Source organism: Methylocella silvestris BL2 (genome assembly GCF_000021745.1).
Lineage (GTDB): Bacteria > Pseudomonadota > Alphaproteobacteria > Rhizobiales > Beijerinckiaceae > Methylocapsa > Methylocapsa silvestris.
Genome location: NC_011666.1, coordinates 778,869 through 802,200 on the forward strand (window position 1 = coordinate 778,869; position 23,332 = coordinate 802,200).

Annotated in this window: 17 protein-coding genes and 1 pseudogene; 7 read left to right on the plus strand and 11 right to left on the minus strand. The window is 63.5% G+C overall.

The window, feature by feature from the left end; genetic code table 11:
* Positions 1–2: 2 nt before the first annotated feature.
* The 5 genes from MSIL_RS03650 to ppdK all read right to left on the minus strand — a co-directional run bounded on the left by MSIL_RS03650 (position 3) and on the right by ppdK (position 8,274).
* Positions 3–938, minus strand: coding sequence for a glycosyltransferase (locus tag MSIL_RS03650; protein WP_049768090.1), 936 nt, complete (start codon positions 936–938; stop codon positions 3–5).
* Positions 939–1,282: 344 nt separating this feature from the next.
* Positions 1,283–2,206 carry a glycosyltransferase gene (locus tag MSIL_RS03660; RefSeq protein ID WP_012589754.1) on the minus strand — a complete coding sequence of 308 codons (924 nt, stop codon included), beginning with the start codon at positions 2,204–2,206 and terminating at the stop codon, positions 1,283–1,285.
* Positions 2,207–2,305: 99 nt separating this feature from the next.
* Complete coding sequence (locus MSIL_RS20010; RefSeq protein ID WP_049768091.1) at positions 2,306–3,355, minus strand: glycosyltransferase family protein; 1,050 nt, start codon at positions 3,353–3,355, stop codon at positions 2,306–2,308.
* Positions 3,356–3,470: 115 nt separating this feature from the next.
* Positions 3,471–5,483, minus strand: a complete 2,013-nt coding sequence (locus MSIL_RS03670; RefSeq protein ID WP_012589756.1) for a hypothetical protein — start codon at positions 5,481–5,483, stop codon at positions 3,471–3,473.
* A gap of 91 nt (positions 5,484–5,574) precedes the next feature.
* On the minus strand, positions 5,575–8,274 hold the full coding sequence (gene ppdK, locus MSIL_RS03675) for a pyruvate, phosphate dikinase (protein ID WP_012589757.1): 2,700 nt from the start codon (positions 8,272–8,274) through the stop codon (positions 5,575–5,577).
* Positions 8,275–8,722: 448 nt separating this feature from the next.
* Here ppdK and dxs point away from each other — a divergent pair, with 448 nt between their 5' ends.
* The 3 genes from dxs (at position 8,723) to MSIL_RS03690 (ending at position 12,769) form a co-directional block, all read left to right on the plus strand.
* A complete protein-coding gene (gene dxs / locus MSIL_RS03680) occupies positions 8,723–10,651 on the plus strand; it encodes a 1-deoxy-D-xylulose-5-phosphate synthase (RefSeq protein ID WP_012589758.1) in 1,929 nt (642 codons plus the stop codon).
* Positions 10,652–10,736: 85 nt separating this feature from the next.
* The gene (locus MSIL_RS03685; protein WP_012589759.1) at positions 10,737–11,504 is read left to right on the plus strand and encodes a TlyA family RNA methyltransferase; all 768 of its coding nucleotides are present in this window, start codon (positions 10,737–10,739) and stop codon (positions 11,502–11,504) included.
* Entirely contained in the window at positions 11,501–12,769 is a 1,269-nt protein-coding gene (locus MSIL_RS03690) for a class I SAM-dependent RNA methyltransferase (RefSeq protein WP_012589760.1), read from the plus strand. The genes MSIL_RS03685 and MSIL_RS03690 overlap by 4 nt, the downstream gene beginning before the upstream one ends.
* Before the next feature lie 53 nt (positions 12,770–12,822).
* On the opposite strand, the gene MSIL_RS22145 is transcribed toward MSIL_RS03690, so the two are convergent.
* The 4 genes and pseudogenes from MSIL_RS22145 to MSIL_RS03710 all read right to left on the minus strand — a co-directional run bounded on the left by MSIL_RS22145 (position 12,823) and on the right by MSIL_RS03710 (position 15,620).
* Positions 12,823–13,104 carry a rhomboid family intramembrane serine protease gene (locus MSIL_RS22145; RefSeq protein ID WP_280110212.1) on the minus strand — a complete coding sequence of 94 codons (282 nt, stop codon included), beginning with the start codon at positions 13,102–13,104 and terminating at the stop codon, positions 12,823–12,825.
* 100 nt (positions 13,105–13,204) lie between these two features.
* A pseudogene (locus MSIL_RS22230) lies at positions 13,205–13,654 on the minus strand (rhomboid family intramembrane serine protease); the annotation flags it as partial.
* A 66-nt stretch (positions 13,655–13,720) separates the two neighbouring features.
* Positions 13,721–14,852, minus strand: a protein-coding gene (gene prfB / locus MSIL_RS03700) for a peptide chain release factor 2 (protein WP_012589762.1) whose coding sequence is annotated in 2 segments (ribosomal slippage) — positions 13,721–14,782 and positions 14,784–14,852 — 1,131 coding nt in all. Because the reading frame shifts where the segments join, the coding sequence is not laid out codon by codon here.
* 138 nt (positions 14,853–14,990) lie between these two features.
* Positions 14,991–15,620 carry a cupin domain-containing protein gene (locus MSIL_RS03710; RefSeq protein ID WP_244406211.1) on the minus strand — a complete coding sequence of 210 codons (630 nt, stop codon included), beginning with the start codon at positions 15,618–15,620 and terminating at the stop codon, positions 14,991–14,993.
* Positions 15,621–15,759: 139 nt separating this feature from the next.
* Between MSIL_RS03710 and MSIL_RS03715 the strand changes: the two genes are divergently transcribed.
* From MSIL_RS03715 to MSIL_RS03730, 4 genes are all read left to right on the plus strand, one after another.
* Entirely contained in the window at positions 15,760–16,293 is a 534-nt protein-coding gene (locus MSIL_RS03715) for a hypothetical protein (RefSeq protein WP_012589764.1), read from the plus strand.
* Positions 16,294–16,337: 44 nt separating this feature from the next.
* Positions 16,338–17,513, plus strand: a complete 1,176-nt coding sequence (locus MSIL_RS03720) for a hypothetical protein (protein ID WP_012589765.1) — start codon at positions 16,338–16,340, stop codon at positions 17,511–17,513.
* A 125-nt stretch (positions 17,514–17,638) separates the two neighbouring features.
* The gene (locus MSIL_RS03725) at positions 17,639–17,848 is read left to right on the plus strand and encodes a hypothetical protein (protein ID WP_148213008.1); all 210 of its coding nucleotides are present in this window, start codon (positions 17,639–17,641) and stop codon (positions 17,846–17,848) included.
* Positions 17,849–17,962: 114 nt separating this feature from the next.
* Positions 17,963–18,538 (plus strand): hypothetical protein, encoded by a 576-nt coding sequence (locus MSIL_RS03730; RefSeq protein WP_012589767.1) that lies wholly within the window; start codon positions 17,963–17,965, stop codon positions 18,536–18,538.
* A 92-nt stretch (positions 18,539–18,630) separates the two neighbouring features.
* Here MSIL_RS03730 and MSIL_RS03735 read toward each other — a convergent pair whose 3' ends face one another.
* Entirely contained in the window at positions 18,631–21,045 is a 2,415-nt protein-coding gene (locus tag MSIL_RS03735; protein ID WP_012589768.1) for a penicillin-binding protein 1A, read from the minus strand.
* Positions 21,046–21,322: 277 nt separating this feature from the next.
* Positions 21,323–22,807 (minus strand): N-acetylmuramoyl-L-alanine amidase, encoded by a 1,485-nt coding sequence (locus tag MSIL_RS03740; protein ID WP_012589769.1) that lies wholly within the window; start codon positions 22,805–22,807, stop codon positions 21,323–21,325.
* Between the last annotated feature and the right edge of the window lie 525 nt (positions 22,808–23,332).

The following is a 23,332-nucleotide window of genomic DNA, read 5'->3' on the forward strand; positions in this document are numbered from 1 at the left end:
CCTCAATCCGCCAATCCGACGAGACGGGCCAGCTGCAGGCGCCAATGCTCCAGCTTGAAGCCGCGGCCGCCGAGGAAAGTCAGCACGGACATCGGCCAGGGTTCGCACGCCCACGGGCCGCCATAGTGACGCACCATCACGGGATAGGTGTAGCCCCTTAATTTATAGAGGCGGGTCGCCTTTTTGCGGGCGATCCGGTCGGCCTCGCTCATCGCGGCGTCAACCTCGGCGTAATAGGATTTGCGGTCAGCCGAAAGTTGTCCGCTGCGGGTCCTGAAGCAGCCAAGGATGGCGTCGACGCTGACGAGCGGCGCGTGTTTGGAAAAGCGCCGCCAGAGGTCGAAGTCGCCGGCGAGGCGATAATTGGCGTTGAGGCCGCCGACCTTCTCCCACAGCCTCGGGCGCCAGAATGTGCCCTCCTGCTGGATGAAGCTCACGACGCTGCGGCCATCGAAAATACCCGCGGCGATGGCCTTTTGCGGCAGCGGGATCAGCGGCGACATATAAAGATTCTCACCCGATTCAGCGAGAACGGTCTGGCGCCCGGTCAGCCATTCGACGTCCGGATGTGAGCTGAAAATCGTCGCAACGGTCGAAAATGCGCCCGGCTCGAAGCGGTCGTCGGCGTTGATCCAGGTCATGGCGTCGGCGTCGCCGCATTGCGCGAACGCCTTGTTCAAACCGTCGTAAACCCCGCCGTCACGCTCGCTTGCGAAGGTGAAGTCCACCCGGGAACAAGAGATTGGAAAACCCTGCTCGAACCGCTGCCGCCATCCTTCAAGTATTTTAAGCGTGGAGTCCGTCGATCCAGCGTCCTGAACGTGATAACGGACGGAAAAATTGCCGGCCTGCGAGACGACGCTCATAATTGTCTCGTTTAAAAACGCCTCCCCGTTGAAGACGGATGTGACGATATTGAAGCGCATTGCGCAATCCATTCTCTAATTCAGGCCGCCACGCAGCGAAAAGCGCCCGCCGGAAAAATACAATCTGGCGAGATTCAGCCAATAGCCGCCGCCGCGCAGCCCCGAGCTAGACCCTGCGCCAGGCAAAATCAACCACGCAGCTGACCGCGGACGCCTTTGCGATTGGACCGGCGGTACGGCGTCTTGAACGCGAACGCGTCGGCAAAGATTGCGTTCGTTGAACGCGGCGCGGATCGCCCCGGCGGCGAGCAGCAAGGCGGTCCGCCACGAAGAAGCTGGAAAGGAAAGCGCCGGGAGGATATTGCAGCGGAGGAAAACCACGGCTTGCGCTGCCTGCGACCGCATCCGGCGATGCGTCAGTCCGCAAGGCCCAGGTAGCCCGTCGCCTGCAGCCGCCAATGTTCCAGCTTGAAGCCGCGGCCGCCGAGGAAAGGCAGCACCGACATCGGCCAGCATTCGCGCACCCAGGGGCCGCCCTGGTGGCGCGTCATCACCGGATATTTGTAGCCGCGCACCTTGTACATGAACGACGCCTTCGCGCGCGCCTTGACCTCAGCCGGAGATAGCGAGGCGTCGACTTCGGCGTGATAGCTTTTTCGATCGGCCGAAAGCTGGCCGTCGCGCAGCCTGAAGCAACCGAAGATGGCGTCGACGCTGACGAGCTCCGTCTCCCGCGCGAAACGCCGCCAGAGGTCGAAATCGCCGGCGAGGCGAAAGCTGGCGTTGAGGCCGCCGACCTTGTCCCAGAGGTGGGGGCGCCAGAATGAGCCCTCCTGCTGGATAAAGGGCATGGCGAAGCGCCCCTCAAAGATGCCGGCTTCGATCGCTCTACGCGGATACGCCCTCACCGGCGCCATATAGAGAAATTCGCCGCTTTCGGTAATGGTGGTCGGGCGGCCGGTCACCCAATCGATGTCGGGAAAATTGCGCAAAATGGTTGCGACCGTCCCGAACGCGCCCTGCTCAAAGCGGTCGTCGGCGTTGATCCAGGTCATGACATCGGCCGGGCCGCAATGCGCGAACCCCTTGTTGACGCCGTCATAGAGGCCGGAGTCCGGCTCGCTGGCATAAGTGAATTCGATGCCGCGGCAGCTGATCGGAAACCCCTCGTCGAAGCGTTTGCGCCACCCTTCCAAAAGCTTCAGCGTCCCGTCCGTCGAGCCGGCGTCCTGGACATGGTAGCGGATCGAAAAATCGCCGGCCTGCGAGACGACGCTCAGCAGGGTTTCATTGAAGAAACGCTCGCCATTGAAGACGGTCGTGACAATATTGAAATGCATAACGCCGTCGGCCTTTTATTGCGGCGCAGCAACGCCGAAAGGAATGCAATCTTTTGCCGCGAATCCCGGCTCTTTACAAGGAAAGATGGCGGCGCCGGCTCAGCCCGAGAGGGTGCGCCTGATCTCGTCCAGATTGCGCCAGCAATCCTTCTTGAAGCCAAATTCCTTCAGGAGATCGCAGGCGTGAAAGGCGGATCGATAGTCCCAATCGGCAAGGCTGAACCGCGCCGCGATCGGCGCCAGCACCTCGTCGAGAAAGGTCTGGCGCTGGCGCAGCATTAACGCGATATGGGCGGCGCGGATCCTGTGCGGGTCGCGCGGCGCCTTGATCAGCGCGCTCACCCCGCCGAAGACGGCGTGCGGGTCGGCGTCGACGATGAGCGCGTTTTCGTCGTCATACCAGAAGGATCTGCCGCCCTTCGACGGAGTCGAGACGACGGGGACGCCGCACAGCAGATATTCGCTGGAGGCAAAGCAGGCGCCCTCGGATTCCGAAAGCGCCAGCCCGACGCTCGACTGATTGATGACCTGCGCCACCTGGCCGATTCGAAGGTTCGCTTTATTTCTGTAGACGTGTTTGGGAAGTTGATCTTCCTCGAGATCGTACCAGCCATTGTCATGATGGGGATAGATCAGGGCAAGCCGCATCACGTCGGCGATCTCGCTGGCGAGATAGTGCCGTTTCGTCTTCGAGCGCCGCGCATTGTAAAGCGCATCATAGATTTTTTCCGCGCGATCGTCGACGAAGAAGAGATTTTCGTCGAGAAAGCAGTTTTGGTTGACCAGCGAAGCATTACGCAAGATGCGTTTTCGTAGGTAAAAGCTCTGCGAGTCGTTGCAAAGGAAATATAGATTTTCGGGAAACCGCGCCGCGGCTTGCGCGGCCCGCGCTATTTCCAGCCGGGACGTCCAGGGGTCGGAGAAAATGACGACGTCCTTCTCGCCAAGAAGAGGCGTCCACAAATGGCTGGCGTCTATCAGCGAAGCCGTGAAGATGCGCACGCCAGATGTTTCAAACACCAGATTGAAAGCGCCGCGAACCGTCTCGAAACTATCTTCGATCGGCCAATCGTCGTCGGTCCATGGCTGGTCGTCGCGCGTTTCGCTGGGCCAAAACCTTTTTCCGATGCTTGGTAATCGAAATTTCATTCGCAGCCACACCCCCCAGTGCGTTCGACAGCAATAGCAGGTCTCAGCGAGGGCAAAAGCAAAAAGGCTTTTGCGCACGCGCGGGCCTAAAGTTCCCTCTATGGGCGCGCCGCGTTCAAGGGTTTCTTTTGATCGAAATCGCGCTGAACCAGACCGAGCGCCGCCTGCCGTCCCAGGGGTTTTCCGGACCCGGCCGGGAAAACGTCAAATCGATCCTTGCCGGCAGAACCGCTCCGGGGATCTCAATCATGCAATCTTTAAATTGATTGACCTGCGGCAGGCTGCACGAGCCGATCGATTTGCCGTCGATGCTGAAGCTGACCGATTGATCGGCGATGAGGCTCAGCGCGCGCACAGAAATGGCCGCCCATTGCTGTTGACCGGGTGATTTCAGCTCAAGGCTTGCCGCTTCGCCAAGCGCCCAGCGGCCGCGTTCGTCGCCGCGTGGGGGCCAGCGTCCCTCGATCGACAAGAATCCGTGGAAAGCGCTGAAATCGGAGAAAGCGGGCGGGCGTTGAAACAGAAAGACATGGTGCTCGCCGTCCGCCGTATCGAACGTTTTTCTCAGCTCGAAGTCTGGATGGTCGAGCAGTTTCTGCTTGATGGCCGGCAGCAGCGCCGCGCTCGGCATCCAGCCGTAAAGATCGGGATCCTCTCTCTCGAAAAGGACGACGTCGGTCGCTCGCGCAATTGCGGCAAGATGGGCGGCAAGATCGCCCGATGTCTTGGGATCCGAGGCGACAATGCTTGGGACGTTTCTTTGATTCAAGGCGAATTGCAAAACATCGCTGTTGAGGAATTTGGAGGAAGAGGGGAAATAGACCGCCGGCACCCGCACCGGCGGCGAAAGCATCGTCTCGGCAATGTCGTCGATCAACGCGGAGCGCCGGGCCGAGACGCTGAGCGGCTCGCTCCCCTTGTGTCCCCAGATCGGATCATAGACCGGAAACTCGACGATCGTCGCGGCGACGACGACGAGACAGACGCTCAGCGCGGCCCTCAAGAACGGGGCGAAGCGCATCCGTGCGACCGCCCGAAAAATTCCACAGAGCGCCGCAATGAAAAAGAACAGGACCGTCCAGCTAACGATGATTCCGAGCCAGGCGTTCTTGTGCGCTGGGATCGAAACCGCCGCATAGGCCAGCAAAGCCCAGATCGCGACGGCCCCTGCCCTGAAGCGATTGGCGTAAAGCCATTTCCGCTGCAGCGCGCCGGCAAGCGCCAGCAGAAGCGCCGTCAGAGGCAGGAAGGCGCCCATCGTCGCCTGTCCGCCCGCCCCCCAGAGATAGTAGCAGGCATGGTCGAGCAGCGGGATACGCAGGCGCCACAGCGCGGCGTCGGCGCCAAGCATATTGAGATGGATATAGGCGATCGTCTGCGGCAGGCCGAAAATATAGTAAGGCGCTGACAGAGCCGCCGCGATCAGCAAAAAGCCAAGGTTCGTTCGCAAGAACCGGCGGCGAAGGTCGACCTCCCCGCGGCGCTCGATGAAATCCGTTGCGGACGCCAGAAGCGCGGCGGACGCAAAGAGCGCCAGGGTGACGGGGCTGAGGCTCGGCTTCGCCAGAAGCGCCGCGCCGGCAAAAGCTCCGGCGATCCACAGCCGTTTGCGGTCCGCTCCAACCCAGGGCGAAGCGACGATATAGAGGCAGCCCGCCACGGTCAGCAGCGCGCAAACGCTGTCGGGCCGCGCGGAGATCAAAAGCAGCCCAAGCAGTGGCCAGGCGAGAACCGCCGCCGCCGCGCTGAGAAAGACGTAAAGCGGTTGGTCGACCAGCGCTACGCGCAACGCCGCCAGGATTACGAAAATCCACAGCGACTGAACTGCCGCAACGGCCCAGGGATGCATGCCAAAGATTGCAAAGCCGGCCATGGTCGCGAAGGTGGAATAGGGCGCGTGCGGCGGCAGCGCGATGGATTTGCGCAGCAGCCCCGGGAACCCATCTTCGTAAAGCTTCAAGAGCCGGGATGCGGCGTCGGCGTAATAGCCGACGTCGTCATAGGTGGGCGCCTCCGAGAGCTGACCCATTTTGAGATGGCCGACGACAACAAAGGCGGAATAGAGCGCCGCTATCGTCGCCGCGGCGCACCAATCCCTGATCGTGAGCAATCCCTGTATTTTCTTCATTGATTGAAAGCTTTGTTATGAAAAGAGCTATTCTTCCAAATGACGCGCTGCGGATCACGGGGTGTCTATACTCAACACAGGGTATTTCGACTTACGCTCCCCTGACGACAGACCCGTCTTGCTTGTCTTTGCCGCGCGCCAGCGTCGCCTGCGCGGCGGCGAGCCGCGCGATCGGGACCCGGAACGGCGAGCATGACACGTAGTCAAGCCCAAGGCTCTCGCAAAACGCGATGGAGGCCGGGTCGCCGCCGTGCTCGCCGCAGATGCCGAGCTTAATGTCGGCGCGCGCGGCGCGGCTGCGCTCCGCGCCGATGGCGACGAGTTCGCCGACGCCGTCGGCATCGATGGTGATGAACGGATCGCCCGCGAGCAGGCCCGCCCCGACATAGAGGCCAAGGAAGGCCCCCGCGTCATCGCGCGAAAGCGCCATGCAGGTCTGCGTCAGGTCATTGGTGCCGAACGAAAAAAATTCCGCAGTCGCCGCAATCTCGCCGGCGCGCAGGCTCGCCCGCGGCGTCTCGATCATGGCGCCGACCGTGTAGGGAATCGACACGCCGGATTCGGCGAAGACGATAGCCGCGGTCGCGTCGACGCGCGCCTTGACGGCGTCAAACTCGGCCTTGGCGATAATCAGCGGCGCCATGATCTCCGGATGCACAAGCGCGCCCGTGCGCTGCTTGACCTCGATGGCGGCCTCGAAAATCGCCCGCGCCTGCATCTCGGCGATTTCGGGAAAGGCGATCGCGAGCCGGCTGCCGCGAAAGCCGAGCATCGGATTGATTTCTTTCAATTCGTCGAGCCGGCGCGTGATCTTGGCGATCGGCAGGCCGAGCGCCTTGGCGACCTCCGCGATTTCGTCCGGCGTCTGCGGCAAAAACTCGTGAAGCGGCGGATCCAGCAGGCGGATCGTCACCGGCAGGCCGGCCATGATGCCGAATAATTCGACGAAATCACCGCGCTGCATGGGCAGAAGCTTCGCCAGCGCGGCCCGCCTTCCGGCCTTATTGTCGGCGAGGATCATCTCGCGCACGGCGTTGAGGCGGTCGGGGTCGAAGAACATATGCTCGGTGCGGCAGAGGCCAATGCCCTCGGCGCCGAATTTCAGCGCGACGCGGGCGTCCTGCGGGGTTTCGGCGTTGGCGCGCACTTCCATTCGACGGATGTCGTCGGCCCATTTCATCAGGGCGCCGAATTCGCCGCTGAGCTCGGGCCGGCTCATCTTGATCGCGCCCTTGATCACCTGCCCGGCGCCGCCGTCGATTGTCAGCACGTCGCCTTTGTGGAACACCGCGCCGCCCGCCGTGAGCATCCCCTGCGCATAGTCGACCCGGATCGAGGCCGCGCCCGAAACGCAGGGCTTGCCCATGCCGCGCGCGACCACCGCCGCATGGGACGTCATGCCGCCGCGCGTCGTCAATATGCCCTCGGCCGCATGCATGCCGTGGATGTCGTCCGGGCTGGTCTCGATGCGCACGAGGATGGTCTTGCGGCCGATCGCCTTCAGCTGCTCGGCCGCCTCAGCGGTAAAGACGATCTCGCCAGTCGCGGCTCCGGGCGAGGCCGGCAGGCCGGTTGCAATCACGATCCGCTCCGCGCTCGGATTGATCGCCGGATGAAGCAGCTGGTCGAGCGAGGCGGGATCGATCCGCGACACAGCCTCCTCCTTGTCGATCAGCCCCTCCTGCGTCATTTCGACGGCGATGCGCAGCGCGGCCGGGCTCGTTCGTTTGCCGCTTCGCGTCTGCAGCATCCAAAGCTTGCCGTCCTCAATGGTGAATTCGAGATCCTGCATGTCGCGGTAATGGCGTTCGAGCAGCTCGGTGATGCGGACGAATTCAGCGAAGGCCTCCGGCATCGCGGTTTCCAGCGAGGGCTTGTCGGAGCCGGCGGCGAGCCGCGCCGCCTCCGAGATGGCCTGCGGCGTCCTGATCCCGGCGACGACGTCCTCGCCCTGCGCATTGGCGAGAAATTCCCCGTAAAGCGCCTTTTCGCCGGTCGACGGATTGCGCGTGAAGGCAACGCCGGTCGCCGAGGTCGGCCCCATATTGCCGAACACCATCGCCTGCACGTTGACGGCGGTGCCCCAATTCGAGGGAATATTGTGAATGCGGCGGTAAGTGATCGCGCGCGGATTTTCCCATGAGCCGAAGACGGCGCCGATCGCGCCCCAGAGCTGCTCATGTGGATCCTGCGGAAAGGGAGCGCCGACCGCCTCGACGATCTTTTCCTTGAACGACGCGATCAGCTTTCGCCAGTCGGCCGCGTCGAGCTCCGTATCGAACGAGACGCCCTTCGATTCCTTATAGAATTCAAGCTCGTCCTCGAATTCATGATGGCCGACGCCCAGCACCACATTGGAATACATCTGGATGAAGCGGCGGTAGGAATCGTAGGCGAAGCGCTCGTCGCCCGAACTCCGCGCCAGCGCCTCGACAGTAACGTCGTTAAGGCCGAGATTGAGGACGGTATCCATCATGCCGGGCATCGACGCCCGCCCGCCCGAGCGCACGGAGACGAGGAGCGGCTTTTGCCCGTCGCCGAAGGATTTTCCGGTCAGATCGCCGATATGGGCGAGCGCGGATTCGACCGCGTCCGCGAGCTGCGGCGGAAAGCGTTTCTCGTTCTCGTAGAAGAAGGCGCAAACTTCCGTGGTGATGGTGAAGCCCGGCGGCACCGGCAGGCCGAGATTGGCCATTTCAGCGAGATTTGCGCCCTTGCCGCCCAAAAGCTCGGGCATGTCGCTCGAACCTTCGGCGCGGCCGTCGCCAAACGTATAGACCCACTTGACCATCTTGGTTCTCTGCGAAAGCCGCGTTCCGGGAGGGGCCGAATGCAATCGGTCTGATTTAAATCCAGACTCATCGTGACGCATGAAGATGCGGCCCAAAGCTGCAAAAAAGGCGTGATCCTGGCCGGAAGCTCCTTTCGGACTGCGGCGGCGACGTCCGCGCTGGCGAGCAAAACCATTGGCGACACGGCGTCACATTTCGCATGACGACGCTGTGACCGAAAGGCCGCGCTCTTTGACCAAATGATGGCGACGCGGCTCTTCGCATTGCGGCGCCAAAAAATTTGGTTATTCATCTTTTGAGGGGGAGGCAAGATCAAAGTTGCGGGATAAGCGCCGCCTTGAACCAAAATTCTATTTTCTTTAAGGGGTTGGCTCCGAGTGCAACCCGACGCGGGCGAAATTCAGCCTTCGGATTGATGACTTCGCGTTAACAACGGATGAGGCGTGCGTGACGACTTCCTCGACCCCCCTGCTCGACAAGATCCACACGCCGGCCGATTTGCGGCGGCTGCCGGAGTCAGATCTCGCGGAGGTCGCGCGCCAGCTGCGCGAAGAAACGATCAGCGCGGTGTCGGTGACGGGCGGCCATCTGGGCGCAGGGCTCGGCGTCGTCGAACTCACCGTGGCGCTGCATTATGTGTTCAATACGCCCGACGATCGGCTGATCTGGGACGTCGGCCATCAGGCCTATCCGCACAAGATCATCACCGGCCGCAGAGACCGCATCCGGACGCTGCGCCGCGGCGGGGGCCTCTCCGGCTTCACCCGGCGCTCCGAGAGCGAATACGACCCTTTCGGCGCGGCGCATTCCTCGACGTCGATTTCGGCCGGCCTCGGCATGGCGGTCGCCAATACGCTGTCCGGGCGCCCCGGCAACGTCATCGCCGTGATCGGCGATGGCGCGATGTCGGCCGGCATGGCCTATGAGGCCATGAACAACGCCGGCGCCATGCATTCGCGCCTGATCATCATTTTAAACGACAACGACATGTCGATCGCCCCGCCGGCCGGGGCGCTGTCCTCCTATCTCGCCCGCCTCGTCTCCGGCGACGCCTATCGCTCCGTGCGCGAGGCGGCCAAGCAGCTTGGCCGCCTGCTGCCGCGCTTCGTCTATGACAGGGCGCGCAAGACTGAGGAATTCGCCCGCAATTTCTGGGCGGGCGGCACGCTGTTCGAAGAGCTCGGCATCTATTATGTCGGCCCGATCGACGGCCACAACCTCGACCAGATGCTGCCGGTCCTGAAAAACGTCCGCGATTTCAAGGAGACGGGACCGATCCTCGTCCATGTCGTGACGCAGAAGGGCAAGGGCTACGCGCCCGCCGAGGCGACGCACGACAAATATCACGCCGTCAATATGTTCGATGTCGTCACCGGCAAGCAGGTGAAGCCGAAGCCGAATGCGCCGGTTTATACCAGCGTCTTCGCCGAATCCCTCGTCAAGGAAGCGGCGAAGGACGACAAGATCGTCGCGATCACCGCCGCCATGCCGAGCGGCACGGGCCTCGACATTTTTCAAAAGACCTTTCCCGAGCGCACCTTCGACGTCGGCATCGCCGAGCAGCATGCCGTGACCTTCGCCGCCGGCCTCGCGACCGAAGGATTCAAGCCGTTCTGCACGATCTATTCGACGTTCCTGCAGCGCGGCTACGATCAAGTCGTGCATGACGTCGCAATCCAGAACCTGCCGGTGCGCTTTGCGATCGACCGCGCCGGCCTTGTCGGCGCCGACGGCGCGACGCATGCGGGCTCGTTCGACATCTCCTTCCTCGGCATTCTGCCGAACATGGTGGTGATGGCGGCCGCCGACGAATCCGAGCTTGTCCATATGGTCGCCACCGCGGCGGCCTATGATGAGGGCCCGATCGCGCTGCGCTATCCGCGCGGCGAAGGCGTCGGCATCGATATGCCGATCGAAGGCGTCCCGCTCGAGATCGGCCGCGGCCGCATCATGCGCGAGGGCAAGCAGGTCGCCATTCTGTCCTTCGGCGCGCGGCTCGCCGAAGTCATGAAGGCGGCCGACGAACTCGCCGCCCTTGGCGTTTCGACGACGGTGGCCGACGCGCGCTTCGCCAAGCCGCTCGACGAAGAGCTGATCATGCGGCTTGCCTCCTCCCATGAAGCGCTGATCACCATCGAGGAAGGCTCGGTCGGCGGCTTCGGGTCCTTCGTTGCGCAAAAGCTGACCGACTCAGGCGCGCTTGACGGCCTTGGCGCGCGACCGCTGAAATTCCGTTCAATGGTGCTGCCCGACCTGTTCCTCGATCATGACAAGCCGGAAAAGCTCTATGCGCAGGCGGGTCTCGACGCGAAGGCGATCGTCGCCAAGGTGCTTTCGGTTCTCGGGCGCGAGGCGCTCGACGTGAAAATCGCCTGAACGGACGCGCCGCCGCGCCGCGCTTGTCAACCGCGCGCGTTTGTTCACCCATTGATGAGGCCCATCGTCCGAGCCAAAAAAATTCATGCGACGACCAGACGATCCCGACGGCGAATCCGAAGACGGCGCAAAGAGCCGCCGCGCCGATCTCGCGCTCGTGGCGCGCGGCCTGTTTGAAAGCCGCGCCAAGGCGCAGGAAGCGATCGCCGCCGGGCTCGTGCGCATCGACGGAAAAACCGTCACAAAGCCCTCGCAGACTCTTGCCGCCGAGGCGCATATCGAGGCTGAGGCGCCCTACCCCTGGGTTTCGCGCGGCGGCGTCAAGCTCGCCGCGGCGCTCGACGCCTTCGGCTACGACCCGCGCGGCCTCGCCTGCCTCGATATCGGCGCCTCAACGGGCGGCTTCGCCAATGTTCTGCTCTCGCGCGGGGCGTTGAGCCTCGTCGCCGTCGATGTCGGGCATGGCCAATTGCATTCCGCCATCGCCTCCGATCCAAGGGTGATCTCGCGCGAGGATACGGATGCGCGCAGCCTCGAGGCGGCTTCGCTGCCGGCCGCGCCGCAATTCATCACGATCGACGTCAGCTTCATTTCGCTCGCCCTCGTGCTGCCGCCACTCACGGCGCTGGCGGCCGAGAGCGCAAAGCTCGTCGCGCTGATCAAGCCGCAGTTCGAGGCCGGCCGCTTTCATGTGACCAAGGGGCTGGTGCGCGACCCCGCCGTTCACGCCGAGGTTTGCGCGCGCGTCAAGCGGCTGGTCGCTTCGCTGGGCTGGCGGATCGATGGGTTGATCCCCTCGCCGATCGAGGGCGGCGACGGAAATCGGGAGTTTTTGATCGGCGCCCGGCGGTGATCAGCCTGCATCAACGGCTGCGCATCGACCGCCTCGGCGGCCGCGGCGAAGGATTGGCGCAGGGGCCGCAGGGGTTGATCGCCGTGCCCTATGCGCTGCCCTTTGAGACGATTATCGCCGAAGTCGACGGCGGTCGCGGCAAGCTCGTTGAAATCGAGACAGCCAGTCCCGACCGCATCGCGCCCTTCTGCCGCTATTACGGCTCCTGCGGCGGTTGCGCGGTTCAGGCGCTGCGGCCGGACGCCTATGCGGATTGGAAGCGGGGGCTTCTGGTCGAAGCGTTGCGGCAGGCGGGCGTCGGCGCCGCGCCGGAGCCTCTGCTCGACGCGCATGGGCAAGGCCGGCGGCGCGTGACCTTCCATGCCCGCATGAGCGCGGATGGCGCAGCGAGCGTCGGCTTCATGGAGGCGCGCTCGCATCGCATCGTCGATATCGCAGAATGTCCTGTGCTGGCGCCGTCGCTGGCCGAAGCGCCGCAGATCGCCCGCGGTCTTGGCCGTCTTCTCGCCGCCTCGGGCAAGCCGCTCGACATTCTCATAACGGCGACGACCTCCGGCCTCGATATCGACATCAGGGGTCATGGCCCGTTGAGCGAAGATCAGGCGGGCCAGCTGGTGAATTTCGCATTGCGCCATGATCTCGCCCGGCTCGCCAATCATGGCGCCATTGTCGCGTTGAATCGGGCGCCGCTGATCCGCATGGGCCAGGCGATGGTCGCGCCGCCGCCGGGCGCATTTCTGCAGGCGACGGAAGCCGGAGAGGAAGCGCTCGCCGCCGAAGTGACGCAGGCGCTTTCGGGCGCGCGACGCGTCGCCGATCTTTTCGCGGGCGTTGGCACTTTCTCGTTGCGGCTCGCTGAATTCGCAGCAGTCCACGCCGTCGATTCCGAAGGCGCGGCCTTGTCCGCGCTCGCCAAAGCGGCGGGAGAGGCGCGGTTGCGCCCGGTCACCGTCGAGACGCGCGATCTGTTCCGCCGGCCCCTCTCCAGCGAAGATCTCTCATCCTACGACGGCATTGTGTTCGATCCGCCGCGGGCCGGAGCGCCGGAGCAGGCGCGCGCCATCGCGGCCTCGCGCGCGCCGCTTGTCGTCGCCGTCTCCTGCAATCATCAGAGCTTTGCCCGCGACGCGGCGACTCTCTGCGCCGGAGGCTATGAGCTGGAGCGCGTTCTGCCGGTCGATCAGTTCCGCCATTCGCCGCATCTCGAGATCGTCGCGCGCTTTCGCCGCGCCGCGAAGAAGCGCCCGCGGAAGCTGCTGGGCTAAGGGCTAAGGGCTAAGATTAGAGCAGTTTCACGTTTCTATGAATCGTGAAACTGCTAAACCGGCGCCGAGCCTTCTGCCGGGCCCGCTCCCTGCCCCGCTAACGCAGGCGGCGGATCAAACCATTTGAACGCCAGCAGCCCAGCCAAAAATCCGCCGACATGCGCCTCCCAGGCGACGGAGACGTCGGTCAGGCCGATCGTCGCGGGAAACACGCCGAACAGGAAATTGGCGAGAAACCACAGCACGACGAAGGTAATGGCGTTGCGGTTCGAGACGATTTCCCGCAGCGGCAACGCCGGCAGCCGATAGGCGCCGGCCGGGCGCTCGGCGAACATCAGCGCGGCGCCGAGCGGCGCCCCTGGCTGGAAGGCGAAACGGGACCACCGCCGCCATCGCGCCGGAAACCACCGCGGAAGCGCCGACCACCGGCTGCAGATCGGCCATATGGGTCAGGAAATGCGCCAGCGCGCCGGCGATCGCGCAGACCGCGCAAAAAAACAGAAACCGCCCCGTTCCAAACCGGCGCGCGGCGGCCGATCCGAAGGCGACCAGCCACAGGCTGTTCATGCCCACATGCGCCCAGCCGCCATGCAGGAAGGCGTAGGTCAGCGGCGTCCACCACAAAGGCTTGCCGTCGCCGAGAAAGAAGGTCGCGAGCTCGGCGGCGCTCTCGCTCGTCGCCGCGGTCGTGTTGAACGCCGCGTTGACGAGATCGGGGTCGAACGCAAAGGTGAAGCGTCCCGGCACGAAAGCGAAGGCCGCGATGATCTTGAAATGGGCCAGCGGCGGAATGGCGTCGCAGACGGCCTCGATCACGACAAGGATCGCAACAAGGGCGAGCACGACCGCCGGCACGTTAAAGATCGGTTGTCTCGCAGGAGTCATGCGCGGCCCTTGCTTTCTCACGGTTCATTGGGAATGCGAGACGCGGTCGCCCGTCGCATGTCTGCTCTAGTCGACGTCTTCCACCGCAAGCGGCGCGCCTCCCGATACCCTTTGCGCAAGAGCCGCCTCCATGAAGGAATCGAGATCGCCGTCAAGCACGTCGTCGGGCGTTCCAGAGGTGACGCCCGAGCGCAAATCCTTCACGAGCTGATAGGGTTGCAATACGTAGGAGCGGATCTGGTGACCCCAGCCGATCTCGGTCTTTGACGCTTCGGTGGCGTTGGCCGCCGCCTCGCGCTTTTCGATCTCCTGCTCATAAAGGCGCGCGCGGAGCATGTTCCAGGCGGTCGCCCGGTTCTTGTGCTGCGACCGCTCGCCCTGGCAGGCGACGACGATGCCCGACGGAATATGCGTGATGCGCACCGCGGAATCGGTCGTGTTGACGTGCTGTCCGCCGGCGCCCGACGAGCGATAGGTGTCGATGCGGCAGTCGCTCTCCTTCACGTCGATGTCGATCTTGTCGTCGATCACCGGATAGACCCAGACCGAGGCGAAGCTCGTGTGGCGCCGCGCGTTGGAATCGAACGGCGAGATGCGCACCAGCCGATGCACGCCTGACTCTGTCTTGGCCCAGCCATGCGCATTATGGCCCTTGACCAGCAGCGTGCCGGATTTGAGGCCCGCCTCGTCGCCAGCGGTCTCCTCGATCACCTCGACCTTGAATTTGTGCCGCTCGGCCCAGCGCGCATACATGCGAAACAGCATGCGCGCCCAGTCGCAGCTCTCCGTTCCGCCGGCGCCGGAATGCACTTCGATATAGGTGTCGTTGCCGTCGACCTCGCCGGACAGCAGCGCCTCGATCTGGCGCCGTTCGGCTTCGAGCTTCAGGCTCTTCAGCTGCCCGATGGCTTCCTTTTCGGTCGCCGTATCCTCTTCCGCCTCGGCGAGCTCGACGAGCGTTACGGCGTCATCGAGTTCGCTATCGAAACGGGCGAGCGAGCCGAGCCGATCTTCAAGGTCGGTGCGCTCGCGCATGATTTTTTGCGCGGCGTCGGCGTCGTCCCAGAGATTCGGATCCTCGACCTTGGCGTTCAGTTCGGCGAGACGGCGTTCAGCGGTCGCGACGTCAAAGATGCCTCCTCAGCAATCCCATGGATTGCTTGATGGATTCGACCAAGGCTTCGGCTTCGGCGCGCATGTGCTTGAAAAACTTTCCACATAGAAGCGACGGCTGCGTCGCGTGACGGCCGGAACATAGGGTGGCGAACCTTTGATGTAAATGGCGCGGAGCCCGGAGCGCCGAGGGTCGTTCGGTTTGCGGCTCCGCGCCGACGACTTACGCCGCCGAGGGGCCGACGATGATCGGCTTGTCCTTGCGCAACGCCTTCATGGTCTGCTCATCGAGATTGAGGTGCGCCTGAACACGATCGGGCGGGCTCAAAGCCATCCATTGGTTCACCGATACGTCGGCAAAATAGAAGCTTCGGAACGCCTCGATGAAACGCAGCGGCTCGTCGCCCGTATTTTCGACGTAGTGGGCCATCGCGAACGGAACATAGCCGACGTCGCCCGCCTGATAATCGAAGGTGCGCGCCCGGCCGCCCGAGGCGAATACGGTCATCCGCCCGCGCCCGCTGAGGTAATATTGCCATTCGTCATTGGTGGGATGCCAGTGCAGCTCGCGCAATCCTCCGGGCTCGATTTCGACCAGCGCGGCCGCGACGGTGCTGGCCGCCGGGAAATTCGATGAATCGACGACCCGGACCTGGCCGCCTCCAACTTTCACGGGCGTTTGTTCCGACAAACGATAGCTATAGCTTATCGGCGTCGGGCCCGCCGGAGACTGGACGGTTTGCGCTGAGATCGGGCCCGGCGGTTTGCCGGCGAAGATCCAGCGATTGTGTTCGACGTCTTGAGGAATGTTGGCGAAGGCGCCCTCCGGAACGGCGAAGTTTTTGGCCAGCACATCGCGCGCCCCTTCCCGCTCAGACGACTCGCGTCGAGATTGACGGCCCGCGAAGCATCGCGCCCTGCCGCCCATCGGCCTTGCCTAAAGACAGAACCCGGAACATGATCCGGTCATATAAAAAGCCTGGGAGGATCAGATGCGACCCGTCGAGATGCTGAGCGCGCTCGCCTTCATGACGATAGGGCTGACATGGGTTGGCGAGGCGCTGGCGCAATTGGCGCAGATCACCGCCTGCGTGGAAGTTCCGCAATCCACTCTTGACGAAAGCCGCAAGCGGAAGTCGACGCGGTCGAATTGCGATCCCGCCGCGGCGCAGCGGGCCGCAGTGTCGCAATCGCGCGTCAATGCGCGGGACGCCCTGGCGTCGACATGCCGTCAGGCGATAACGTCGGCAATGGCCGGCACGATTTGCGCGGGGGCCGGCAAGAGCCGGCCTACAACTGCCTCGACCAGCCTGCAAGCGCCGCCGGTCGCGCGCAATCCTGGCGGCATCGACGCAGAGCTTCCGATTTCTTCCACAGGACCAAAAATCTGCGCAGTCCTACGCAATCTGCCCGCAGAGACCTCGCGTCGCCGCCTGTCGGACGCGCTTTGCGTCCTCAACAATTTCCGTAAGACAGAGGTAACTTTCCGCTCACGCGCCCGCTGCGGCGTGCAATGCCGTCCTTGAGCCGAACCTGACGCTGCAATCGCCTGCTTGGCTGACGCCGCCATATGAAAAATCCTTGCAAGCAACATTGCTGGGGGCGGATCGCCGCAGTTTTGCTGCTGGCGGCGTCCTTCGCTGCATCCCTGGCCGCGGCAAACGAGACTTATGCGCAAACGCCGCTTCGCGGACAAATCGAGCAAAATAGCCCTCCTCCCGTTCAAGGCGACGAATTCCACTCGAACAGCAGCGGCCCAACGACGACGAACCAGCCTGGCGTTGGCAAGAGTCCGTTTTGCCGGCAGCGCGACGCCGAATGCGGAGGGACAGACCGCCGCTGCTATGACGAGGCCTACAACAGCGCCGGGATCATCGTTCCGGTCCCGCAAATGCAGGAGCTCTACCGCCAAACACAGGGACAAATCTGGATCCGATGCGGCGTTTGCGGCGATAACGCGATTTGCTGGCCGCGACCCGGATATCAGGATCTGATCGCCAGCAACACCGACCATAAACCACCCTCGCCGGCAAGCGGACCACACAGTGATGTTCCCGAAACTGCGCCCGAAAGACCGGCCAAACCGCCCTGCCGAGCGCCGTCCGCCGAGCACGCCCGCCTCTATCAGGAGCCCTGGCTTAGCAATCCGCAATTGCAGCAGGCCCTGAAAGCGGCCGGCGCAAAGTTCCAATCGAACAAATTGGGCAGCGGGCGCGACATGGCGTTCGACGAATACACCATCACCATCACGCAAATGCCCGCCGGGCTGACGCCTGAAAGCCTGCTGCAACAATTGGGGACGGACACCAATGCGACTGTCGACGGTTACGGGCCGGCAGGAGCGATGTTTGATCGCGTGACGCGGTTCGTGCGACGCCAGAAGGGCCCGCTCAAACTCGGCGAGCTCATCGATATCGAGATCCCCGGCGATCCGGGCACGGTCCAATTGGTGGAGCTCCAGCCGGATCATTTCGTGCTGCAGACGGTCACCAGCCCTGAGATGGGAACGCATCCGGTGAGCGGCGCGCGCCAGTTCGGTTTTCGGCGCGTTGGATCGAACGTCCTGTTTTACACAAAGGGCGCCGAGCGGCCCTACAACGAAAATTTACGGGGGCCCGGAATGCTGGCGCAAGACAACGCCTGGCGCTCGTTCATGACGGCGATCGGCGAGATGATCAACCATTGGCAAGGCGTCGTCGATCTCAACACGATGCGGCGCGACCGAGTGGATATTCCCTGCGACTGAACGCCATCGAAGCCGGACCGGCCCCGGAGGAAACAACACGCTGTCGAGGGAATGGCCTGAAAAGGACCGCGCCGCCAGTCAACATGCCGAAGGAGGATTTGATGCGAAGAGCTATCGTTGCAACAATGATCTTACTGTTTGCGCCCGCGTCCCATGCGCAGCCCGTTCAGACGCTGCGAAGCGTGCTGGCGCAGGGATATGAAATCAAGGCGTTCGATAGCAGCCGGCGAAAGATCTATCTGCAAAAAGGATCGTCTGCCTATTACTGCGCGCTCTCAATGGCGGATGACAGCGCCAATGGCGTCGCCAATGCGTCCTGCGCGCCTTTGGACTAAGACGATTATTTAGATATTCGCCCGCGCTCCGTTTTTGTGTTGCGCGCCGCTTCGTCGAAAGAACTTCGTTTCTCAACGCTTTAACTTAGTCATTTTTAGTCCGGGGAGGAAACAATGATCAGGCATCTTGCTGTATTTGCGGCGCCCTTGCTCTTGCTGCTTACGGGCGCGGCGGCTCGCGAGCTCGACCCTGTCGAGCGAGAAGCGCTCGCCGAGGTCGACGCCATGCAAAATCGCACTTGGGCTCAATGCATCGATGCGCAAGGCGCAAAACATCTTATGGTTCGGGTGGTCCCGAGGCGCGCGCCGGACAATAGCTTCGCGCCGGCTTTAACTCCCTCAGGGGCGCCTGTCATCGGATACTATGATTTCCTGCTCTACAAGAAAGACAACGGCCAATATAACATCGGTCTTGACGAAGGGCCTCAGCAACTCACCGTTGCGGACCAGCAGAACGGCATTGAAGCGCGATACGTCGTCAAACTTTATGTGCCCGCCTACCGCGTTTACGATCCAAGGACCGGCGGCTGGAGCGCCTGGAACTCTGGAAGCTCATGGGAGAAGGAGAAGATCAACTTCGCCAGCTACACAGTGACGAAACGGGGCGGCGTGTGGACCACCGACGTCAGCTACAACATCATGACGGACGGTCAATTCGAAAGGCCGAAATGCGGCGAGGCGCCCCAATAAGGCGCCTCACGAAGGACAGGTTCAGGTCGCGATCGCACGGGCAACCAATCGGAGCCGTGGCGGCGTCCCCGGCGAAACCGTTGCTCGGCCGCCTAATACAGCCCGCCCGTCCCGGTTCCGACGAGACGGTCCGCGTCGGGATTGACGGCCTGCGCGCGCGGCGTCGCATCGCTCGCGGCATAGGAGTCCGGCGGCGCCGTGCCGGGCTTGAAGGCTTCGAGGATCGAGCCAGACCCGTTCGAGCGCATGCCGGAGCGGGCGTCGACCGAAATCAGCTTGATGCCCGGCGGCACGCGGAACGGCACGTCGGGCTTGTCCTTCAGCGCCATGGTCATGAAATCACGGAAGATCGGCGCCGTATATTGCGCGGCCTGCGCGGAATCGCCGAGCGAGCGCGGCTGGTCATAGCCCATGAAGACGCCGACCGCGAGATCCGGCGAAAAGCCGACGAACCACAAATCCTTGGCCTCGTTGGTGGTGCCGGTTTTGCCGGCAAGGTGCTTGCCGACGGCTTTGATCGATTGCCCGGTGCCGCGTTGGATCACGCCCTCCATGATGGACGTGATTTGATAGGCGGTCAGCGGATCCAGCACCTGCTCGCGCTTGTCGACCAGTTTCGGCTCGGGCTGATCCTCCCATTTCGGCGCATCGCAACCCTCGCAGACGCGCTCGTCGTGGCGATAGAGAGTGTGGCCCCAGCGATCCTGGATGCGGTCGATCAGCGTCGGCTTGATCCGCTTGCCGCCATTGGCGAGCATCGAATAGGCGGTGGTCATGCGCAGCAGCGTCGTTTCGCCGGAGCCGAGCGCCATTGAGAGATAGGGCGGCAGATCGTCATAGATGCCAAAGCGCTTGGCGTATTCGGCGATCAGCGGCATGCCGACGTCGCGCGCGAGGCGCACCGTCATCTGGTTGATCGAATGTTCGACGCCATAGCGCAGCGTGTGCGGCCCGCTGGATTTGCCTTCGAAATTATCCGGGCGCCAGACGCCAAGTCCCGGCCCCTGATCAATCTCGATCGGCGCGTCAAGGACGATCGAGGACGGCGTATAGCCATTGTCGAGCGCCGTCGCATAGACGAAGGGCTTGAAAGAAGAGCCCGGCTGGCGGAGGGCCTGCGTCGCGCGGTTGAACTCCGATTGGTCGAAGGAGAAGCCGCCGACCATGGCGAAGACCCGGCCCGTGTAGGGGTCCATGGCGATAATGGCGCCGCTGACTTCCGGCATCTGGCGCAGGCGGAACTGGCCGGCCTTGCCGTCGATCGCCTCGACATAGACGACGTCCCCCGGCGTCAGGGACGAGCGCGACCCAGCGCCGCGGGTCCACTTCAGTCCGGCGGCGTTGGTTAGCCAGCCGAGTTCGCGCTCGCGTTCGACCTCGCCGCTCTTCTCGCGCTTCGGCTGCAAGCCAATGCGTGCGCCGCCCTCATTGGCGTCGACGACGACAGCGAGCCGCCAGGCGCCGACATCGCCGAGCGTCGGCACGTCGGCGAGCGGCACGCCCCAATCCTGGCTGATGTCGATATGGCGCATCGGTCCGCGGAAGCCATGCGCCTCGTCGTAGCGCACGAGGCCGTCGACGAGCGCGCGCCGCGCCATCAGCTGCATCTTGGGGTCGAGCGTGGTGCGGACCGAAAGGCCGCCCTCATAAAGCTTCTTCTCGCCGTAGCGGTCGTTGAGTTCGCGCCGCACTTCCTCGGCGAAGAAGCCGGCCGCGAAGGAATTCGGCGATAGCACGCGCGGATTGACGCCGAGCGGCTCGCGCTTGGCCTTTTCGCCATCGGCGCGCGACACATAGCCATTCTCGACCATGCGGTCGATCACCCAATTGCGCCGCTCCAGCGCCCGCTCGCGCTTTAGGAAGGGGTGATAATTGTTCGGCGCCTTCGGCAGCGCGGCGAGATAGGCCGCCTGCGCGATCGTCAGCTCATTGACCGATTTGCCGAAATAATTCAGCGCGGCGGCGGCGACGCCATAATTGCCGAGGCCGAGATAGATTTCGTTGAGATAGAGTTCGAGGATCTTTTCCTTGGAATAGGCGCCCTCGATGCGGAAGGCGAGCAGCGCTTCCTTGATCTTGCGCTCGAACGACCGCTCATTGGTCAGCAGAAAATTCTTGGCGACCTGCTGGGTGATCGTCGAGGCGCCCTGAACGTGCTTGTCGCCCTGCAGCAGGACAAGCGTCGCGCGCAGGATGCCCTCGGGGTCGACGCCGGCATGATGGTAGAAATTCTTGTCTTCCGCCGAGATGAAAGCGTCCTTCACCAGGGGCGGAATGGCCGAGCTCGGCAGATAGAGGCGGCGCTCGCGCGCATATTCGGCAAGCAGCGATCCGTCGCCCGCGTGCACGCGGGTCATCACCTTCGGCTCGTAATTGGTGAGCTGGGTGTAGTCCGGCAGGTCCTTTTCGTAGTTCCAGATGACCAAGCCCAATCCAGCGGCGGCCACGACGAATAAAATGGCGGCGGTCGCGAAAATAAAGCCGAGAAAACGGGCCATAAGCCGCATGCGAAGAGGCCTTTTCATCAATCAAAACAAACAAACGAACCGCGCGGCCCGGATAGGATTCGGGCTCCGTGCGCTCGCCGCAGGACGCAGCATCGAGCCTGCCGTTAGCGCTTTGCTTACCCTTGGCTCATCCCTGCGGCGCTTTTGTGTTAATAGTTTGTCGGGCTGCGGGGCGCCAGATCCTATTCGGGGGCCGGCATTTCCGTCCGTGACCCGCGCGCGGGTCACGGAACACGCGAGGCCTTATAGAATAAAGCCGCTCGTTCGCGCCAAAACCCTATCGCCGCGCTGCGCCGGTGGTCGCGCTGGACGCGCTTTCTCCTTCGACGGCGGCGGGCAACGCCGAGGGCGCTGCGGCCAGCGAGCCGACCGGCGCGGGGTCTTCTCCTGCATTGGCCGGAACGCCTGACCCCTCGCCGCGCTCGCCGAAAAAGGCCGCGATCGCCTCGGACATGCGCGCCACCGCTTTTTCCCGCCATTGCGGCGAGGACAGCGCCGCATCGTCCTTCGCGCTCGACAGGTAGCCGAGCTCCAGCAGCACCGAGGGGACGTCGGGCGCCTTCAGGACGCGGAAGCCGGCGGCGCGCTGCGGATTCTTGTTCAGCCGGCCGGCGAACTTCCAATAATTAAGGAGCGTACGGGCGAAAACATGGCTATAGGCGCGGGTCTCGCGCCGGGTCAGGTCGAATAAAATGTCGGAGACGTCGGAAGCGTCTTCCGCGCGTTCGACGCCAGCCGCCGCATCCGCTTGGTTTTCCTTTTCAGCGTAACGCGCCGCCTCGGCGTCGGAGGCGCGGTCCGAGACGGTGTAGACCGTCGCGCCCGAAACGTCGGCCGATTCGGCCAGCGTGTCGGCGTGAATCGAGACAAACAACGCGACCTTGCGGTCCTGCGCCATTCTCACTCGCTCGCCGAGCGCGACAAAGACGTCGTCCTCGCGCGTCAACACCGGCTGGTACCGCCCGTCCGCGTCGAGCTTGGCCGCCAGCGCTTTGGCGAAATCGAGCACAAGGTCCTTTTCGATGAGGCCATTGACGGTCGCGCCGCGGTCGATGCCGCCGTGGCCCGGGTCGATCATGACGACAGGCTTGCCGCCGGCGGCCTCGATCTTGCGGGCGATCCGGCCCTCGGCGGGCTTCGCCAGGGCGAGGCGCGCGGTTTGCGCCGCCGCCACGAAGCGCGCCCGCTCGGTCCGCGCGAGCTCGATGACAAGGCGCGGCTTGCCGTCCTCGCTTGTCTCGCAAGCGGCCCGGACGATCCGGACCGGGGCGTTCAGGTCGATGACAATGCGCGAACGCCCTTTGTCCAGCCGGCCAAAGCGGAACGAGCCGATCAGTCCGGCCGGCCGGACAAGACGCTCGGCGGGCGCTGAACTTTTGGCGTGGCGATGGCGATGGCGCTTCCCGGCTTGCGGCGGCTCGGCCGCGGCTTTGCCGATTTCGGGGTCCATCATGAAGCGCAGCTGCGGCGCGTCGATAATTACGCGGTCGGGATCGGCGAGGACGAAAGCCGCCGTGACAAAAGCCGAGGGCTCGATTTCACCGGTGAGCTCCATCGTCAGGCGCGCATGGTCGCCTTCGTCCTCGAGCGCCGGCCGCGTCGCTTGCAGTTCCGCGCTTTCGGTCGCGGCGGGCGGACCGGCGTCCTCGGCGCGCAAACCGGGCGCGAAAACCAGCGCTCCGGCCAGCGCGAGCAAGAGAAGCGCCCCGCGCGGAGCCGCGATCCGCGCTGCGCGAGTTCGGGGGGCGAAATCAAATGCCATCCGCTTTCCTGACCTTCTCGGGCCTTTCACCCGCGCGACCCCTTAAATGCGGTTGTAGCGTTAAGACTCGTGCCGCTTGAGCGCGCCGGCATCCGGCGATTCAGCGTCGCGACCACTCTTCGCGGCCCTTTTGAGTTGCTCCGCGAAATCCCCGAAGCTAGGCGATAGACTCGCCAGGTTAACGCTCTATGACGAATGATCGACGGAGCTGCCGCCAGGCTGGTCTGTTGCTCTTCTTCGACCCATCTTGCGCCCAATCCATGGGCGCCGCCTATCGCAGCGGGGACACAGCCGGGCAAAAAACCTTGCCAAAGGGTAACCGAACCCGATATGAAAGCTAATTCTTTCGTGGTCCTCAGGATTCGCTTCGTTTTGCGGATCTCGGCCACGGCGTTCAGCATTGCCACGACGTTGGAAAGCGTCGCAGTCGTGATCGGTTTTCAACCGCGCCATTTTGGCCGCGAGCGTTCTTGACGCCTCGGCTTCGATAGATGGCTCGACCCGGACGCCGCCGAACCAGCCAGG